The sequence below is a fragment of the Myxococcales bacterium genome, assembly GCA_016712525.1.
Lineage (GTDB): Bacteria > Myxococcota_A > Polyangia > Polyangiales > Polyangiaceae > JAAFHV01.
Genome location: JADJQX010000006.1, coordinates 777,405 through 793,544 on the forward strand (window position 1 = coordinate 777,405; position 16,140 = coordinate 793,544).

Sequence of the window (16,140 nt, forward strand, 5' to 3'; positions counted from 1 at the left end):
GGAGGATGGTCCCATTTCCACGGTTTGTTCGGCCCGACTCGGCGATTGACTTTCGTGAAAGGATTCGTAGGGTTGGCGTATGGCACGCGCCGCCGCTCCGAAGCCCGCGAACAAACGCGGGAGCCCCGAAGCCGTCGAGAAGCGGCGCGTGGCGCGGCACTTCAACGACGTGCTCGGAGGTGGCTCGTCGGCGGCCCGTCGCGATGGCCGCACCGAGAAGCGGCGTCAGCGGCTCATGAAAGAGCTCGAAGACGGCCTCGCGCGGGGCAAACGCGAGCTCAAGCCGATCGACGTGCTCCTCCGCGTGCAAGAGCTGCTCGAGCTCGGAGAGCCTCTCTCGCAGCTTCGCAAGGTCGTGAGGGTCCGCCCGGTCCCGCCGGACACGTCCCTCGACGAGCTGTGCGACGTGGTGACGCGCCTCCATGACGCCTACGGTTTCCGCCCCGAGGCGTACCGCTTCGTGGGCATCGGCGACGAGGTGCTCGCGAGGGCGGGCATCGTGGGGCGGGCCAAGGGCGAAGGGGCCCCGGGGCCCACGAAGAAGGTCACGCGCGCCCGTCCTTGACCTCGCTCGGGCAGATGGGTAGCTACGGGGCGTGCTCGCGACCCCTCGCATGCGTCCGTCTCTCGTCGGTCTCGTCGGCGTCGTCGCGCTCGCGATGCTCGGGCTCTCCCCGAGGCCTGCGGGTGCCACGGCCGCCGAAGACGCGGAGCGTGCGCGCCGCGCGGTCGTGGTCGCCAAGATCGGCGAGACGCCAATCACGGTGGGCGAGCTCGAGTCCCGTCTCGCGGCGGTGCCCCGCTTTCAGCTCCGCGATTTCGGCGCGACCCCCGAGGAGATTCGCCGCGGTTTTCTCGAGCGGATCGTGATCCCCGAGGTGCTCCTCGCCGAGGGCGCCAAGGCGTCTCGTGTGGCGGACAAGGCCCCGTGGGTCGGTCAGATCGCGCGCGCCAAGAGCGGGGCTGCCCTCCGCGCCGTTCGCGCGCAAGTGCCCCTCGGGGAGTCCATCACCGACGCCGACGTCCGGGCGTACTACGACAAGAACCTGTCCTTTTACGACTCGCCCGAGCGCATCCACGTCTTCCGCATCCTCGTCGCGACGCAGGCCGAGGCCGATGCCCTCATAGCCACCCTCAAGAAGGACCTGACCCTGAAGGCCTTCACGGACCTCTCCCGCGACAAAAACCTCGACAAAGCCACCGCCATGCGAGGCGGAAACCTCGGCTTCCTGGGCCCCGACGGAGCCTCGAACGAAGCGGGCCTCAAGGCCGATCCGGCGCTGGTCGTGGCGGCCAAGACCGTGCGGGACGGCGAGCTCGTGCCGAAGCCCGTCGCGGAGGGCGCGAGCTTCGCCGTCGTGTGGAGGCGCGGGACGGTGGCCGCCACCAAGAAGACCCTCGAGGAGGCGTCCGCGCAAATTCGCGACACGCTCGTGCGGCGGAAGCTCGAAGAGGCGACGCGCTCTCACATCGACGAGCTCAAGGCGAAACACGTCTCGCAGCGCGACGACGGCCCCCTCTCGGTCTTCAACGTCCCTGTCGACGACGGCCCCCTCGTACCCAAGTCCGACGCGGCCGCGAAGCGCTGATTTTCGGCGTCCGTCGAGGACGTCAGCCCTCTTGGGGCTCGCGGTTCCGGAGCGCGGCGAAGGCGGCGGCGCGCTCGGCGAGGCGCTTCGATCGCCCTTCGCCTTCGCCGAGCACCTGGTCACGCACGACGACCTCGACCACGAACGTCGGCTCGTGCTCGGGGCCTCGTGTCTCTCGCACACGGTACGCGGGGCTCGGCTGCCCTTCGGCCTGCACGACCTCTTGGAGGAGGCTCTTGGGATCACGCGTGTCGAGCGCCTCTCCGCGCGCCATGCGCGTCGCCACGATCTCGCGCACGAGCGCGCGCGCGCCCGGCAGGCCCACGGCGTCGTAGACGCAGGCGACGAGGGCCTCGACCGCGTCGGCGAGCACGTTGGTCTCTTGCCGCTCGGTGCCCGAGTGCGCGCCCTTCCCGAGGGCGATCGCGTCGCCGAGGCCGACCTCGCGGGCCCACGTCGCGAGCGCCTCGGCGTTGACGAGCGCGGCGCGCATGCGGGTGAGCGCGCCTTCGTCGGCCGTGGGGTTCTCGAGCGCGAGGATCTCGCTCACGCAGAGGCCGAGCACCGAGTCTCCCAAGAACTCGAGCCGCTGGTTGTCGGCCATGCCCGGGACCTCGTTGGCGAAGCTCGGGTGCGTGAGGGCCTCTTCGAACCTGGGGAACGTGGCGGACCCGGTGAGGCCGCCGAGGCGCACGAGGAGCTCGGCGCGGGCCTCGTCGAGGCGCTCGCGGGCCTTGCGGCTCGCCCCCTTCACGGGGACCGGGGGTCTCGAGGGCCGCGTCGTCACGGCGCGCCCCCGTAGGCGAGCTCGGCCGCCCGCGCGCCGTCGAGGTCGAGCACGGTGAGCCCTCGCGGCTCATGCGTGGCGAAGTCGACCCGGACCTTGCCCCACGAGAGCGCGAGGTCGGGGTGGTGATCGTCCCTCTCGGCCCGCAAAGCCACCCGGACGACGAACGCAAGGGCCGCCGCATAGCTTGAAAAAATGAATGTTTTCGATATTTTATGACCGTCGCTGCTCCACCCGGGGTGGTCCGCCAAGAACAGGTCGACGGCCTCTTTCGGGAGCACGGGGGGGCGCGGCATCCCGCTGACTTTGCCCTCTCGTCTCACCTTGCACAAGCCACGACACGCGGTGGGCACGCGCCGCGCGTGCTCTCGGTCCGGATCGGTCTCGAGTGAATCGATGGCCATTCACGCCCGTCGCACTCGGGCCGCGTCCTCGTGGCGCTTCTTCCATTCGAGGCTGCTCGTCTCGCTCCTTCGCTTCCTTGCTCTTCTCGGTGCTCCTCGCGGCATGAAAGTCGTCCCGCTCGCCCTCGCAGGTCTCTCCGTGCTCGTGCTCTCGTCGCACGCGCGTGCCCAAGCGCCGACCGGGCCGCCACCGCCGCGTACCCCGCAGCACGAGGCCGAGGTGCGGCGCGAGCTCGACGCCGCGTCGGTCCAGAAGCAGGCGGGGCCCGTGTACGCCGAAGAGAGCAGCGCGCTCGATCGACGCCGCTACGACGCTTGGATCGCGCGTGGGCAGGCTGCCCAACCGTCGCCGTTCCGCCTCGTCTCAAGGCCCATCGGGGTCGATCTCCTCGGCGAGGTGCGGATGACGGCGTCGAGCGGCATCGCCATCGGCTCGCGCTTGGGGGGCTACGTCTCGGTGCTCGAGTGGCTCGGCGTCGAGGGGCGAGTGACGCTCGCGTCCGAGGCGTTTCGTCGAGGTCACGACGTCACGGGGGGCGTGTACCTCGGAGCCCGCGCGTCGACACCGCTCTCGAAGGGGGCGCTCGTTCTCGCCGGCCTCGGGCTCGCGGTCGAGCGCACGTTCACGGGGGATGGTGGAGCCCCGTCGGCCGTCTTCGTCCCCGCGCTCACGCTCGGAGTGCGCCGCTGCGTCGTGGCCTTGCCGAGCGACGCTGGTTGTGTGGCGTTCGCGATCGACCTCGCCGGAGTGCTTCGTCTGCCGACGGACGGAGACTCCGAGCTTCGGCGAGCGCGCGCCGGGTTCTCGTTCGCGATCGGCCCGGCGGTGCTGTTTTGAGGGCCGCGTGGGCTCGCGCGTTCCTCGTGTGGGGAGCGCTCGTCGCGGTGGCCACCACCTCGGGGAGTGCGTCGGCCGACGTGCCCGGGTGTGTGCCCGGCACTCCGTTTTGTGCGCAGTGGGGCCCTGCGGGCCCGCAAGTGATCGTGCGGCCTCCGCCCGTCCAAGGAGGAATGCAAGGCGGAGGAGGCGCGGGCGCACACGGACAGGCCCAAGCCCAAGCCCAGGCGCGCGCCGCCCTCGAGGCCCAGTGGCGCGCCGAGTGGGACGCCTACCTCGCGTGGAGGGCGAACATCGCGGTTCAGGTCGACGTCTCGGTGCGCGCGCGCCTCCAAGCCCAGGCGAGGGCCGCCCTCTCGCGCACCCCGGACCCGTACGCGATGCGGCCCCTCTACGTGCCCCCTCCGACGTACCCCGACGTCACGTTCCCGCGCCTCTCGCTCGGGCTCCTCGGGCTCTGTTTCGGCCACTTCCTGGGCGACACCGCCGCCGTGTACGCCGGGTACTGCCCGTCCGTGCGGTACCGCGTGGGCGCGCTCGCGATCGCGCTCGACCCCGCCATGCTCGCGGTCGAAGAGGCTCGCGTGCCCTATGGGGCGTTCGCCCTCCGCCCCGGCGTGACCTACGCGCTCGTCCGCGGGCGCAACGAGACGTGGGGGAGCGAGCTCTACGTGAGCGCCGGCCTCGACGTGTACGTCCCCACGGGCCCGCGTCGGCCGAGCGCCGCCTTCTTCGGCGCCCACGGCGGGCTCGGCGTGCAGGCCACGGACGGCACCTGGGTCTTCGGCGCCGAGTGGCGGCTCACGAGCCGGGTCGCCTTCGAGCCCGCCCTCCTGGGGGACGGGACCGCCACGAACGTGTCCGCGTTCCGCCTCGGCAGCGAGGCACGGTTCTTCGTGGGGTTCGAGTTTTGAAAACTAAGTAATTTCATGATTTTGCGTGGGATCCTTGGGTGCGTGCGACCTCGACCGCGTGGCCTCGGGAAGGCCCTCGAAAAGCCGGGAACTCTTCCTTCGCGCCCCTGTCCATTCGGTCACGGAGGACACGATGGCCTATGCTGCGCGGGTGGCTCTTCTGGCGTGCCCGTTTTGCCGTGAAATGTTCGAAGAGGGAGAGTCGAAGACCTGCCCGGTGTGCGGCATGGCGCTCACCCCCTTCGAGAAGCTCCCTCCCTCGCACGACGCCCACGCCGAAGACGGCTTCGTGCCGGCCATGCCCGAGACCGAGCTCTTGCCCGTGACGTACCTCGGGCGCGGAAAGGGCCCGCTCGTCGCCGTGGCGCTGCTCGGTCTCCCGCTCTTCTTTTTGCCCTGGATTCACCTCCGGATCCCGTACGCCGAGGAGCTCTCGGCCTTCGACTTGTCCCGGCATCGCCTCGGGTGGCTGTGGGCCGTGGCCGTGGCGTGGACCGTGCTCGTGCCCACCGTCCTCAGCCGCCGGAGCATCGTGCAGATGCGGGGCGCGCGGGTCGCGGCGGCGTTTCTGGCCGCGATTCCCGCCGTGAGCGCGGCGATCCTCCTGCTCCGCCCGCCTCACGGTCAGCTCTTCACGGTGCAGTTCTCGTACGGGTGGCCCCTCTACGGGACGCTCGCCCTCTCGCTCGTGGGGCTCGGCCTCGCCCTCCGCCTCGGTGGCCCGGTCGACGACATCCGGGTCACCCGCGGCAGCTCCAAGGGGCAGACGCTCCATTGACGACGGGGTAGCGCCGCACCCGTCATGGAGGCATCCTTGACGGGCGGTGGCCGCGACCAAGAGAAAACCGAAAACCACCGGCGAGCTTCGGCTCGTCGCGTCCCACGGCGCGCTCCTCGCTCCGCCGAACGCACCGCCGCGCGCGGCTCCATCTCCTCCCGACGGCGCGCCCTCGAGCGCGGGTGAGCCCGAGCGGCCCGACGCGCTCGACGTGACCGAGGTCCCCGCCGCCGTGCTGTGCGCGCGGTGCGGCTTCCCCGACTGCACCGGGACCTGCGAGGTGAACGACGCCTCGGGGGTGTTCGTGCTCGTGCCGTGGGAACGCGGAAACGCCTCGTTTTCCCGTCTCTTCGCGACCTCACGCGCCGCCACGGTCGACGCCGAGGCGTTCTTCGAGAGGCTCGGGGACGGCCCCATCGGGCCCGCGCTCTCGTTCGCGATCGCCGCGGAGCTCGTGTCGGTCGTCGCCCTCGCGCTCGTCGTGTGCGCGCCCATCGTCGCGTGTTTTCCGTACGAGCTCCGCGAAGTGCTCGGCGACCCGGGGGCCCGTCGTCAGCTCTTCGTCGCGGCGCTCTCCATCTTGCCGGCGTTCGCGCTCGTGCTCGTCGCGGCGCACGTCTTCCACGGCCTCTCGATCGACCTCGGGGCTTCGCGGCAAGGGGCGCGCGCGCATCGGTCGCGGGCGCTCCGTTTCGGCCTCTACGCCTGCGGGTGGGACCTCGTTCTCGGGCCGGTGGGCGCGTTCGTCCTCGCCGTCACGGGTGGGCCGAAGGCCGTCGTCGGCGCGTTCTCTCGCGCGTCGGGGCTGCCGAGCCGTGCGACCCACGCCCTCCTCGCGAGCACCTACCGCCTCGAGGGCGACCCGGCTCGCCGCGCCCTCCGGGTGTCGTACGCGGGCGCGGCCATCTCCACGGTGCTCTCGGCGGCCTTCGTCGTGATCGCGGTCGTGAAGCTCGTCCTCGCGTGAGGCGAGCCCCCTCTCAGTCGCCCCAGGGCCACACCTCGGGCGCGAGCCCGTCGTACGTCTCGAGCTCGTACTCGCGCGCGGCGATGCAGCACTCGCTCGCCACCGGGAACACGGAGCACGCGCCCGGGCGAATCGTGTAGATCGCACATTTGTTGTCGCGCTTCAGGTGATGGCACCGGCCGTTCTCCTTCAGCGTGAGGATGACCTTCCCGTCTTTGCGCTTCGACCACGGCTTCTTCAGCAGGTCCTCGCGGCCGGCCTCGCGGAAGCGCGCCTTGTCCTCGTCGTCGAGCACGACCTCGTTGTCGCGGCAGCACGCGCCGCAGGCGAGGCAGTCGAAGCTCACCTTGCGGGTCGCCTCGGGGTGGATCGAGTCGCGCTCGGCGCGGCGGCGCACGATGTGGAGCGCGTCGTCGGGGACCTTGACCGTCGCAAGGCCAGGAAACTTCCCGTCTTTTCGGACGGTCCAGCGGTCGAGCCCGAGGTCGAAGATCGACCAGATCCCGAGGTCGGTCCAGTCGTCGTTCTGCTTCGGCGCGGGCACGACGAGGCGCGCGCGGTTCGGCGACTCCCAGTACACGGCGTGCCCTCCGAGCTTCACGAACGCGGCGGCCTCCTTCCAGTACTTGGCCTTGAAGCTGCGGACCACGCTGCGGACGACTCGTGCCATGCGCCCCTCCTACTCGAAGTAGCACGCGCCGGGGAAGGGCCCGCGCGTGGGCGATTTTCCTTGCGGCGCGCTCGCCCCTCGCGTTTGGCTCACGGCCCCCGTGTCGAACGCTCCGCGAGAACCCGAGGCCAAGGTCCCGTTTCCCCGCGTCTTCTGGGTCGCCATCGGCCTCGAGGTCATCGAGCGCATGGCCTTCTACGGGGTCTACATCAACCTGAGCGTGTACCTCGGGCAGACGGTGGGCCTCTCGGACAAGGAGATCGGCGGCCTGCTCGGCGTCTTCGCGCTCACGCGCTCGTGGGTCCCCGTCGTCACCGGGGCGCTCTCGGACAAGCTCGGGTTCCGTCGCTCGCTCGTGCTCTCGTTCGCCCTCTACGCGCTCGCGTACCTCGCCCTCTTCGGCGTGGCCTCGTTCCGAGAGCAAGGGGCGCTCGTGCGTGTGCTCGCGTGGGGCGCCGTCCTCTCGATCGCGGTGGCCGGCGCGTTCTTGAAGCCGGTCATCCCGGGCACCGTGCGCAGGTACGCCCCACCCGAGCGCCGCACCCAGGGCTTCTCGATCTTCTACGCGTCGGTGAACGCGGGCAGCGTCGTCGGCAAGGTGCTCACCAAGATCGTGCGTGTGCTCCTCACGCTCCGCGCGAGCATCGTCAACTCCGTGATCGCCTCGCTCGTCGGCCTCGGGATCGCGCTCGCCGCGTACTTCGAGCCGAGCGCCGAACCGCTGCCTTCGAGTGGCGAAAAATCGAACGAAAACGGAGATTTGGAGCGGCGAGACGCGGGCTTCGCGGCGAGCCTCGCCGAGGTCTTCACCGAGCCTCGGCTCATCGGATTCCTCGTCGTCGTGAGCGGGTACTACCTGCTCATCGAGCAGTTTTACCAGACGTTCCCCGTCTACATCGTGCGCATGTTCGGCGAGAAGGCGCCGCGCGAGGAGATCTCGCTCATCAACCCGTTCTCGATCGCGCTCCTTCAGGTCGTGGTCGCGCGCTTCACCAAGAAGCTCCGCCCCCTCCCGGCCATGGCCTTCGGCATCTTCGTGGGCGCCGTGTCGATGGCGCTCATGGGGCTCGTGCCCACGCTGTGGGGCGCGTGCGGGAGCTTCTTCGTCTTCGCGATCGCCGAGATGATCTACTCCCCGCGGTACTACGAGTACGTCTCGTCGTTCGCGCCGAAGGGGCGCGAGGGGCTCTACATGGGGCTCGCGCTCGTGCCGTCGGGCCTCGGAGGGCTCGTCGGTGGTGTGCTCTCCGGGCGGCTCATCGCGGCGTATTTGCCGAAGGGGGGCGGGGTCCTACGGCCCGGGACCGTGTGGGGCACGTACGCGGCCATCGGCGTCGTCTGCGCGCTCTTGCTCTGGGGCTTCGCCGCGCTCTTCCCGCCGAAGGTCGAGGCCACCGAGGCCACCGAGGAAAAGCCGTGACGTCCCGCCCGAGACCTGCGCGTGAGCGGGCCCGAAGTGACTGGAAAGACAGCGAAATTCGGCGATGTCAGGTCGGGAGCTGCGCCTTCGCGAAGCCGCTCCAGCACGCGTCGTAGTCGCCCTGCAGGGCCGAGGTCTCCATCGCGAAGCGCGTGGGCGCGATGACCGCGCGGGTCTCGAACATGAAGGCCAACGTGCGCTCGATTTTGTGGGGCGCGAGCGGCACCGACACAGCGCGCTCGTAGGTGGCGACGTCGGGGCCGTGGGCGCTCATCGCGTTGTGCAGCGAGCCTCCGCCGGGGACGAACCCGCCGCCTTCTTTGGCGTCGTACACGCCGTGCACGAGGCCCATGTACTCGCTCATGACGTTGCGGTGGAACCACGGCGGGCGGAACGTGTCCTCGCCGACCATCCAGCGCGGCGGGAAGATCACGAAGTCGCAGTTGGCCGTGCCGGGGACCTCACTCGGCGACGTGAGCACGGTAAAAATAGAGGGATCCGGGTGATCGAAGCTCACCGTGCCGATCGTGTTGAAGCGCGCGAGATCGTATTTGTAGGGTGCAAGTGTCCCGTGCCAGGCGACCACGTCGAGCGGCGAGTGGCCCATGGTCGCTTCCCAGAGGTGCCCCTGGAACTTCTGCACGACGCGCGTGGGCACGTCGCGGTCCTCGAAGGCCGCGACGGGCGTGAGGAAGTCGCGTGCGTTCGCGAGGCCGTTCGAGCCGATGGGCCCGAGCTCGGGCAGGCGGAACGGCGCGCCGTAGTTCTCGCACACGTAGCCTCGCGCCTCGCCGGCGGAGAGCTCCACCCGGAAGCGCACGCCGCGCGGGACGACCACGATCTCGCCGGGCGCGACGTCGAGCACACCGAGCTCGGTCGCGACGCGGAGGCCTCCTTGCTGTGGAACGATCAAGAGCTCGCCGTCGGCGTCGTAGAAGACCTTGTCGACCATCGACGTGTTGGCCACGTAGAGATGGATGCCCACGCCCGTCCCGTGGGCGGGCGCGCCGTTGCCGCCGATCGTGACGAGCCCGTCGACGAAATCGGTGCCCGGCGGAGGCGAGGGGAGCGGGTCCCACCGGAGGCGGTTCGGGGAGGGCGGCACCTCGGTGAACGGCCCGGTGCGGAGGAGCCCCGTGCCCTCACGCTTCACGAAGGGCGTGTGCCCCGCGCTCGGGCGCAGCCTGTAGAGCCAGCTCCTGCGGTTCTCGGCGCGCGGCGCGGTGAAGGCCGACCCGGAGAGCTGCTCGGCGTAGAGGCCGAAGGGCACCTTCTGCGGCGAGTTGCGGCCCTCGGGCAGCGCGCCCTCGACGGCGCTCGTCACGTGCGCGTTCCCGAAACCCGGCATGTAGCGGAGGTCCATGGCGCGCGACTCTACCAGAGCCCCGCGGGGCTGTGCGGGCCCACGGGGTAGGCCGAAAAGTCGATAGGTTACGGATGTTTGTGGAACGAGGTGGGACTCGGTCGGGCCGAGGGCCGTGGGCGTCGCGGGGCTCGGCGTGCGCCTTCGGAGACGCGACTTGTCCGACCATTCTGCGGGCCTCGAGAGGAAACATCCCGTATCCTATGGGGCCCTTGCCGAAGCTCACCGACTTCTCCTACGCCGCGCACGCCGGGAGCAACACGTTCCTCCTCGACGACGACGGGGTGTGCCGCCGCATCCTGACGCGCGGGAAGAACCGCGCCGCGACGAACCCGTCGACGCAGCGGTGCCTCGGCGCGCAGTACGTGGCGAGCCTCGATTTCTCGAGCGAGAGCGGCCTCGTGGAGCGCCCCAAGGAGGGGTGCCCGCTCCTCTTCGCGCGGGTCGACGAGCGGGGGCGTGTGTCCCTCGTGCGCACTGCGCCGCTCGAGCGCTTCGAGGAGATCAAACAGCCCGAGCGCGAGCCCGAGACCGACGAGCACCCGCGCTTCGGCGCCCCCGATCCCGACATGCTCCCGCCGCGCACCTTGCGCGCCGAGGCCGACGCGCCCCCCACGCGCCGCGAGCCCACGGTCGACTCCCGCAGGCTCGCGCAGGCCATGCCGAACCTGCCCGCCGTGGTGCGCTCCACGATGAAGGTCGACATCGACTACCTCGACCCTTCGGACCGCACGCAGCAGCGGCCCGCGCTCGACCCGCGCAAGCTCCCGCCCCTCGTCGACGACGACGGCGACGACAACGACGCGACCATGGTCGGCGATCGGCGCATGCTCGAGGACCTCCCCATGCCCGACGACGACGCGACCGTGGTGCACGAGCGCCCGGCGCAGTTCCGAAAGCGCGGCATGCTCCCGAAGGACCGGCCCTCCGAGTCCCTCGTGCCCGCGCACCCTCACGCCCGCGCGGCCGAGAGCCAACGCGCGCTGCCGAAGCCCCCACCCTCGGGGCGACGACCGGGGCGCTAGGCCGTGATCGTCGAGGCCCGCTCGTTCTGCTTTTTCTGCGGCAAAGCCGGCCGCGCCGACGCCCCGTGCCCGTCGTGCATGATCGCGATGCCCGCGGTGTTCTGCGGCGGCTGTGGCGCGCGCTCGTCGCCGCTCGCCCCGTCCTGCGGCACGTGCCACGCGCCGCTCGCCGAGCCCCGGTTCGCCGAGCTCCCGTGCCCCGCGTGCACCGCCGCGCGCCGCCCGAGCGGTCCCATGGTCCCCGTGGCGTGCGGGGCCGTGTCGCTCCATGGCTGCGTCACGTGCCGCGGCGTGTTCGTGTCGGCGCGTGCATGGTGCACGCTCTTGTCGCACCCCGAGCTCGAGCCCAAGCTCCCCGGTGAGGCGCCTCCGGGGGCGGGCGCGGTGCTCGAGATGGTCGCGTGCCCCCTCTGCAAGAAGCGCCTCGAGCGAGGCCGGTTCGCGGGCCGTTCGTCCGTCGTGGTCGACATGTGCGAGCGGCACGGCGTGTGGCTCGACGCGGGGGAGCTCTCGGGGGTGCTCGGGTTCGTCCGCCAAGAGCGCGCGGCCCGCCCCGACGTCGACGCGGCCCACGCGAGCCTCGATGCCGCGAGGCGCGCAGGCGACGTGTACGTGCGCGGAGCGGCCCAGGAGCTCACGCGCCGCGAAGAGCGCAAGCCCTCGGGCTTCCCGTGGGCGCTCGCCCTGGTCGCGGCGCTCGGCTTCTCGGCCCTAAGTTATGGCACCTACCAGAAGTTCTTCGCCCACCACGGCGAGACGGTAAAGGGCGCCGCCGAAGGCGCCCAAAAGGTCCTCGGGAAGTAGCTACTTGGGGCGCTTCGCGACGTAGATCCCGCCGCCCTCGGTTCGCCTGATCGTGACGTAGAGCGAGCAGTCGTCGCGCGTCACGTGCGTCGGGCTAGCGTACACCAGTCCGCCATCTCCACCTTGAGGCAAGGTCAAGGTAGCGATCTCTTGCGAGCCTGCAAACTTGTCGGAGAGCGTGGCTCGTGTCGCTCGGCGCACCGTGTAGTTGCGCGTGAAGTAGAGGGTAAGTCCGTCGTAGGAGATGACGAAGGTCCCTGGGTTGAAGTCCGTTACGGGGATCCCCCCGCTCACCACGTTCCCTAGGCGGTCTCCTTGAAGGAGGGCCCAGGGACCCTCCGGGGTAGACCCTAGCCAGTAGTACCTCGAGCCATCCGCGGAAATAAGGGGATTGCTGCCAAGGAAAGCGCTCCCGTTCACGAGTGTGAGCTGGGTGGGGGCTCCGAAGCCGGAGTCGATGGTCGAGCGGGACACCGCGTCACTATACGGGGGGCTGGTTGCCAAGACGGAGCTCCGCAGGATGATGAGCCCGTCGCTCGAGAGCGAGTGCGCGAGCCACTGCCCGGCTGCGCCTGGCGCTGGGGGAAGTTGGAGCGGCGCTGCGCCCGTGAAGGGCGCGTCGGGGCCCGACCTGCGAACTTGGATGACGTCGTTACCCCGGCCGAAGATCGCCACCGTCTGGGCCGCGTTCATGGTGAAGCCGTACTCGCCCAGGTTCGAACGCAGCTCCTCGACCAGCACGGGGGGGCCAAAGTCCTTGTTCGGATCGCAGGCCGCGGTGGACGGTGCATCGGCGCCGGCGTCCGTGACGCTCGCCTCTCCGCCCCCAGCATCGACGACGGGCGCGGCGACGGGGTCGTCCCCCATGCATGCCATGAGACCCACGAGCGGCAACACGACCCGAAACGACGGCTTCATGCGCGCACTCTGTGAGCAAAGCGCTGCCCGGTCAAGCCCGCGGCGGGGCTCTCATCGTCTCGGGTGCCGCGGGGTCATGCCGAGGTCACTGCGGGCGTTGGGCCATCCACAAATCGGTGCCGCCCGAGCCGCCGGGGCGTGTGCTCTTTAGGATCATCACGCAGCCGTCGCCCGTGAGGAAGAGCGGCGCGTCCTTCGCGTTCGACGACAGCGCGTCCACGCGCACGCCCGCGCCGAACGAGGCGGCCTTCGAGGCGCGTGTCGCGCGGAGCACGTCGTCGCTCATGCCGTTCGAGTAGTAGAGCGTGAGCTCGTCGGCCGAGAGCACCGGGTTGTACACGTCGGCCGGGGTGACCTCGCGGCCCGTCCCGAAGATCGCCGGGGTGGCCCCGCGCGCGGCCTGGTGCAGCTTGAACGTCTGGAAGTCGAGCCAGTAGAGCGTCTGCCCGTCGGCCGAGAGGTGCGGCGAGAGCGCGTCCGACAGGGCCGTCCCCCCTACGGTGACCGCGCCTTGATTCGCGAAGGGCGCCCCCGCCGCGCCTCGCGTGGCCACGAACACGCCGATCCCGCCGGCCGTCTGCCTGTGGAAGTAGAGGACGAGCCCGTCGGGCGAGACCGTGGGCGAGTACTCCGAGCCCGGCGGCGTGTTCACCACGGCGAGGTTCGTCTCGGTCGGCGCCGCGAACGCGTCGGTCACGCGGGCGCGCGTGGTCTGGAGAAGGCTCGTGTTGGGCGCGCCCGTGTTCTCGCGGTGCATGAACGCGGTGAGCTCGTCGCGGGTCATGCTGAACGACGCTTCGTCGAACGCCGAGCTCACGGTGGCCATGAACGTGGGCGCGTCGAACGTCTTCGCGGGGTCGCACCTCCTGTCCGTGCCCGTGTCGACGGCGCCGTCCCTCGGGGCGCTCGTGTCGGCGCCCGCGTCGGGAACGGGGGTGCTCGTGTCGGGCACGTTCGTCGGCGCGTCGGTCGGCGCCGTGCTCGCGTCGGCCGGGGTCGCGCCCGCATCTTGGGAGCCGACGGGGTCGTCCCCCACGCAGGCGGCGGCGGCGGTGGCGAGCACGAGGGCGAGGGCAGGGGCGAAGATCCAAGCGCGCATGCCCTCAAGGTCGCTCGAAAGCGCGGGCTCCGCAAGCCGCAGCGCGACACCGGGTCGGGGGGAGCGCCTCGCCGCGGGCGCCCACACGCGTGCTTTTCTGGTAATCCTTCGGGCGCCCCCTGCGGCTCCCACCGAGAGGGCACTTAGGAGACCTTGGCAATGCGCCCCGGAGAAGGCCGAACGGCCGCGAAGAAACCAGGCACCCTCATCTGCGGCAAGTGGAAGGTCGACCGCGTCATCAAGGTGACCGACCAGCTCGCCACGTACGAGGCCCGTGATCCGAAGGGCGCCAAGGTCCATCTCAAGGTCATCCACCCCTACAAAGCCGACGACGCCCCGCTCGTCGCGCGGTTGAAGCGCGAGGCCTACGTCGCGAACCGCATCAAGCACCCGAGCATGGTGCGCGTCCTCGGGGACGGCATGACCGACGAGGGCTCGCTCGCGATCGCCCTCGAGCTCGTCGACGGCGAGACCCTCGAAGAGCTCCGCATGAAGCGCGGCGGCATGCTCCCTCCCGACGAGGTCATCAAGTACGGCTCGGCCCTGTGCGACGCGCTCCAGGCCGCGCACGACGAGCAGATCGTCCACCGCGACGTGCGCCCCGAGAGCTTCATGGTGACGAAGCAGGGCGAGCTGCGCGTGCCCGAGTTCGCCGCGGCGCGCGTGCTCGGCGAGACGGTCGAGGCCAAGGAGCGCACGGCGGCGGGCGCCACGCTCGGCTCGCCGGCCTTCATGTCGCCCGAGCAGGCCCGCGGTCAGCGCGATCGCGTCGACGCGAGGTCCGACGTGTTCGGCCTCGGGGCCACGCTCTACACGCTCGTCTCCGGCAAGACGGTGCACGCGGCCGACAACCCGCTCGCTGGGCTCCTCTCGGCCTCGCGTGACCGCGCGAAGCCGGTGCGCACCGTCATGCGTACGGCCATCCCCGATCACCTCGCCGACGCCATCGACAAGGCCCTCAAGTTCGAGCCCACCGACAGGTTCCCGAGCATGCGCGCCTTCAAGCGGGCGCTCACCCCCAAAGAAGAGGCGAGGCCCGCGGCGCCGATCGCGCGCACCGAGGCGTCTCCGGTGCGCCCCTCGCAGAAGCCCCCGCCTCCGCTCCTCGGCCGCCCTCCGACGGCGCAGCCCTTCGCGCCGAGCCCGCCTGCCGTACCCGCGGCGCCACAGGCCCACGCGCATCCCGCGCAGCCAGGTCCGATGGCGCGCCCGTCGGGCATGATGGCCGCGCCCACGCAGGCCTCTCCCGCCGTGGCGCCGCAGGGGCACGCGCATCCCGCGCAGCCAGGTCCGATGGCGCGCCCGTCGGGCATGATGGCCGCGCCCTTCGCCCCGACCCAAGCGTCCCCGGCCATGGCGCCGCAGGGGCACGCCGGTCCGACGCGCCCCTCGCCCTCGATGCCGCCACCGGCCGTGCAGCCTCCGCAGGCCGCGCCCGAGGCCCCCGCGCGGCAGAAGCCTCAACGTCCGGACATCGCGCTCGTTCGGCAAGAGGTCGACGAGGAGTCCACGGCCGTGATGGACCAACCTCCGCCGGGCATGTCGGCTTCAGGATCCACCCCTCCGCCTGCTCCCCAAGGGTATGGTGGCCACGGGCACGCCCAAGGGTACGCAGGTCACGGGTCGATGCCGCCGCCCGCCATGGGCATGGGGCAACCTTCGCCGGGCATGGGCGCTCAGGGAATGGGCATGGGGCAACCTTCGGGCTCCGTGCCGCCTCCCGCGCACCCCGGCGCGGGCCAGGGAATGGGCATGGCCCAACCTCCGTACGGCGCGCCGGCCGCGGCGATGCCCTCGGGCTACGCCGGTCAAGGGCCCGGATCGCCCGGTCACGCTCCGGGGCCGTTCGGTCAAGGTCCCGGATCGCCCGGTTACGCTCCGGGGCCGTTCGGTCAAGGGGCCGGATCGCCCGGTTACGCTCCGGGGTACGCCGCTCCAGGCTATGGCGGCTCCGCGCAGGGCATGGGCCCGTCCGGTCCACCCGGTGGCGCGCCCGGCGCGTACGCGGGGCAAGGGTTGGGCGGACCGGGGCCGGCGACGAGCGGACCGGGCCCGCAGTGGGGCGGAGCGGGCGGGAGCGGGCCGTACCCCGGCCAAGGCATGGGCGGAGCGGGCGGGAGCGGGCCGTACCCCGGCCAAGGCATGGGTGGACCGGGCCAAGGTATGAGCGGAGCGGGCGGGAGCGGGCCGTACCCGGGGCAGCCCTACGGGGCTCCGGGCATGGGGAGCGGCTTCCCTGGGCCGATGCCGAACGCGCAGGGCGGGCCGCAGGGCTTCCCTGGGCCGATGCCGAACGCGCAGGGCGGGCCGCAGGGTTTCTCTGGCCCGATGGGCGTGATGCCGGGGCAGGCGCCGGCGTCGAACCGGACGTTCGCGTACGTGGCGGTCGGCATGGGGGGCACGCTGATCGTGCTCGCGCTCGTGTACGCGTTCTTCTTCATGAAGCCAGGTTGAACCCGCCGTAAGGATCGGTCGTGGGATGGGGCCCGTCGGGCGCGCCGATCGGCCTTTCGTGCGCGGATCCGGGCATGTCGGTGGGGGCCCTCGAGGGCGCGGCACTCGCG

The 16,140-nt window shown here is 71.2% G+C and carries 16 protein-coding genes; 10 read left to right on the plus strand and 6 right to left on the minus strand.

What is annotated here, in order from left to right; genetic code table 11:
• Nucleotides 1–79 precede the first annotated feature (79 nt).
• Both IPK71_15205 and IPK71_15210 read left to right on the plus strand, forming a co-directional pair.
• On the plus strand, nucleotides 80–565 hold the full coding sequence (locus IPK71_15205; GenBank protein MBK8215085.1) for a hypothetical protein: 486 nt from the start codon (nucleotides 80–82) through the stop codon (nucleotides 563–565).
• A 49-nt stretch (nucleotides 566–614) separates the two neighbouring features.
• A complete protein-coding gene (locus IPK71_15210; protein ID MBK8215086.1) occupies nucleotides 615–1,589 on the plus strand; it encodes a peptidyl-prolyl cis-trans isomerase in 975 nt (324 codons plus the stop codon).
• A 22-nt stretch (nucleotides 1,590–1,611) separates the two neighbouring features.
• Here the strand turns inward: IPK71_15210 and rnc are convergent, their stop codons facing one another.
• Complete coding sequence (gene rnc / locus IPK71_15215) at nucleotides 1,612–2,376, minus strand: ribonuclease III (GenBank protein MBK8215087.1); 765 nt, start codon at nucleotides 2,374–2,376, stop codon at nucleotides 1,612–1,614.
• Nucleotides 2,373–2,672 carry a 4a-hydroxytetrahydrobiopterin dehydratase gene (locus tag IPK71_15220; protein MBK8215088.1) on the minus strand — a complete coding sequence of 100 codons (300 nt, stop codon included), beginning with the start codon at nucleotides 2,670–2,672 and terminating at the stop codon, nucleotides 2,373–2,375. The genes rnc and IPK71_15220 overlap by 4 nt, the downstream gene beginning before the upstream one ends.
• Nucleotides 2,673–2,883: 211 nt before the next feature.
• Here IPK71_15220 and IPK71_15225 point away from each other — a divergent pair, with 211 nt between their 5' ends.
• The 4 genes from IPK71_15225 to IPK71_15240 all read left to right on the plus strand — a co-directional run bounded on the left by IPK71_15225 (nucleotide 2,884) and on the right by IPK71_15240 (nucleotide 6,277).
• The gene (locus tag IPK71_15225; GenBank protein ID MBK8215089.1) at nucleotides 2,884–3,618 is read left to right on the plus strand and encodes a hypothetical protein; all 735 of its coding nucleotides are present in this window, start codon (nucleotides 2,884–2,886) and stop codon (nucleotides 3,616–3,618) included.
• Complete coding sequence (locus IPK71_15230; protein MBK8215090.1) at nucleotides 3,615–4,532, plus strand: hypothetical protein; 918 nt, start codon at nucleotides 3,615–3,617, stop codon at nucleotides 4,530–4,532. The genes IPK71_15225 and IPK71_15230 overlap by 4 nt, the downstream gene beginning before the upstream one ends.
• A 184-nt stretch (nucleotides 4,533–4,716) precedes the next feature.
• Nucleotides 4,717–5,310 carry a hypothetical protein gene (locus IPK71_15235; protein MBK8215091.1) on the plus strand — a complete coding sequence of 198 codons (594 nt, stop codon included), beginning with the start codon at nucleotides 4,717–4,719 and terminating at the stop codon, nucleotides 5,308–5,310.
• Nucleotides 5,311–5,356: 46 nt separating this feature from the next.
• Nucleotides 5,357–6,277, plus strand: a complete 921-nt coding sequence (locus tag IPK71_15240; protein ID MBK8215092.1) for a hypothetical protein — start codon at nucleotides 5,357–5,359, stop codon at nucleotides 6,275–6,277.
• Between the two features lie 13 nt (nucleotides 6,278–6,290).
• On the opposite strand, the gene IPK71_15245 is transcribed toward IPK71_15240, so the two are convergent.
• Nucleotides 6,291–6,947, minus strand: coding sequence for a YkgJ family cysteine cluster protein (locus IPK71_15245; GenBank protein ID MBK8215093.1), 657 nt, complete (start codon nucleotides 6,945–6,947; stop codon nucleotides 6,291–6,293).
• Nucleotides 6,948–6,993: 46 nt separating this feature from the next.
• On the opposite strand from IPK71_15245, the gene IPK71_15250 reads away from it, so the two are divergent.
• Nucleotides 6,994–8,367: an MFS transporter gene (locus IPK71_15250; protein ID MBK8215094.1), complete on the plus strand. Its 1,374-nt coding sequence runs from the start codon at nucleotides 6,994–6,996 to the stop codon at nucleotides 8,365–8,367.
• Between the two features lie 67 nt (nucleotides 8,368–8,434).
• Here the strand turns inward: IPK71_15250 and IPK71_15255 are convergent, their stop codons facing one another.
• Nucleotides 8,435–9,730, minus strand: a complete 1,296-nt coding sequence (locus tag IPK71_15255) for a homogentisate 1,2-dioxygenase (protein MBK8215095.1) — start codon at nucleotides 9,728–9,730, stop codon at nucleotides 8,435–8,437.
• A gap of 212 nt (nucleotides 9,731–9,942) precedes the next feature.
• Between IPK71_15255 and IPK71_15260 the strand changes: the two genes are divergently transcribed.
• Nucleotides 9,943–10,755 carry a hypothetical protein gene (locus IPK71_15260; protein ID MBK8215096.1) on the plus strand — a complete coding sequence of 271 codons (813 nt, stop codon included), beginning with the start codon at nucleotides 9,943–9,945 and terminating at the stop codon, nucleotides 10,753–10,755.
• A gap of 3 nt (nucleotides 10,756–10,758) precedes the next feature.
• The gene (locus IPK71_15265; protein MBK8215097.1) at nucleotides 10,759–11,559 is read left to right on the plus strand and encodes a zf-TFIIB domain-containing protein; all 801 of its coding nucleotides are present in this window, start codon (nucleotides 10,759–10,761) and stop codon (nucleotides 11,557–11,559) included.
• Here IPK71_15265 and IPK71_15270 read toward each other — a convergent pair whose 3' ends face one another.
• Together IPK71_15270 and IPK71_15275 are read right to left on the minus strand one after the other, a co-directional pair.
• Nucleotides 11,560–12,477, minus strand: a complete 918-nt coding sequence (locus IPK71_15270) for a hypothetical protein (GenBank protein MBK8215098.1) — start codon at nucleotides 12,475–12,477, stop codon at nucleotides 11,560–11,562.
• Nucleotides 12,478–12,562: 85 nt separating this feature from the next.
• Complete coding sequence (locus tag IPK71_15275) at nucleotides 12,563–13,576, minus strand: PD40 domain-containing protein (protein MBK8215099.1); 1,014 nt, start codon at nucleotides 13,574–13,576, stop codon at nucleotides 12,563–12,565.
• 159 nt (nucleotides 13,577–13,735) lie between these two features.
• On the opposite strand from IPK71_15275, the gene IPK71_15280 reads away from it, so the two are divergent.
• Nucleotides 13,736–16,030: a protein kinase gene (locus IPK71_15280; protein ID MBK8215100.1), complete on the plus strand. Its 2,295-nt coding sequence runs from the start codon at nucleotides 13,736–13,738 to the stop codon at nucleotides 16,028–16,030.
• The last annotated feature ends 110 nt before the right edge of the window (nucleotides 16,031–16,140 follow it).